Below are 1,351 nucleotides of genomic sequence, written 5' to 3'. Positions count from 1 at the left end.
CAACCTCTGACGCTAAGGTAGCAAGCTCAACGCCAGCTGGGTCGGGATTGAACGGCTGGATGTCCAATGCGCAGGAAGCACCCAATCTTCTGGACGTTGCGAGAGGGGATAGTGTATTCAATCCTACAACGGGTAGGTTTGAGTCGGGGCAACATGAATTTGAGGACGCACAGCAGAAAGAGCGCGAACAAAAATTGAAGGATGCGTACAAGGAGCGCGACCGCTTGAACAAGGAACTGGACAGACGTGGGCGTGAGATAGACGCAAAAGCCTATGCTTCATATACCCCTAATGCCGGTATAACGGGTAGCCTTGGATTGGGTGAGGCTGTAGCGCAAATATCAGCGCGTAATGCCGATAAGGAGTATCAGACATTAGCAGCTTCTGCCGCCGCTAATGACCGATACATTCGCGCCATGGAGGCAATGAGAGATAAGGCGGGATTCTGGCGCGCCCTAGGAGGCACCTTCAACGCACAGAATTGGGACTTTGGTCTTACTGATATACATACCGCAGGGCGATTGGCGGCCATCAAGAAGAAGATAGACAACAAACAAGAGCTGACCGAAGAAGAGAAGGCCTTGTTTGATAAGTCGGTAGCGGCTAATGAAGCAGAAGCATCTGCCAGCGCTGAACTTGGTTCACTGTATCGCATGGGTAATATTGCAGGACAGTCTCTGCCTTATGCTGTAGACTTTATGCTTTCTGCCGGTACCAGCGCGATACCAAGGACTATCGCCTCTGCTTCTGCACATGGCTTGGCTAGAGCAGGAGCTAGCAGTCTCGCTAGAGTGACGGCTAAGGCGGCAGAGCATGGGTTAACCGGGTTAGGTGCAAGGGCCGGTGCCAAGATGGCTGCCAAGGCGGCAGAACGCGGCATTACCAATAAGGCGGCTCAGTGGGTTATGCGTAATACAGGTGTGGCTGCGGGGGATTTGGCCAAGGCTGCCGCAATTTCCAACACCGTACAGGCAGGTAAGACGACAGCGGACATAATCAATAGACATACAGGTAGGCCGGAATATTCCGATAAGGGTGGACGTACCTTTACGGATGGGGAGAGTTTAGGTGAGGCAATCTACAAGGGGGAAGCCAGCTCAATCATAGAGAACTACACCGAGATGCTTGGTGAACATCTGCCCGGCGTACGTCCGGTGCTAGAGAATGGCCTCGCGAAGGTTGGATTGAAGCGCGCTAGCGACTGGGTAGCACGCGTTGCGGAAAGTGACTTCAATAAGTTCGCCCAGAAGTGGCTGAAGAAGGCCGGTGTCAATGGGGTAGGCGGCGAGATAATGGAGGAGGAAATCAACATCCCCCTCAATGCGGTATTTGTAGGCGATCAAAAGATGAG

At 52.9% G+C, this 1,351-nt stretch carries 1 protein-coding gene; it reads left to right on the top strand.

The window, feature by feature from the left end; all coding sequences use genetic code 11:
* Positions 1-59: 59 nt before the first annotated feature.
* Positions 60-1,351 (top strand): hypothetical protein (locus tag Q4P78_RS08800; RefSeq protein WP_303340001.1); only part of this gene is annotated, 1,292 nt, incomplete at its 3' end.

Source organism: Rothia sp. (in: high G+C Gram-positive bacteria), from assembly GCF_030540545.1.
Lineage (GTDB): Bacteria > Actinomycetota > Actinomycetes > Actinomycetales > Micrococcaceae > Rothia.
This window is presented reverse-complemented; position numbering and strand designations above follow the sequence as displayed.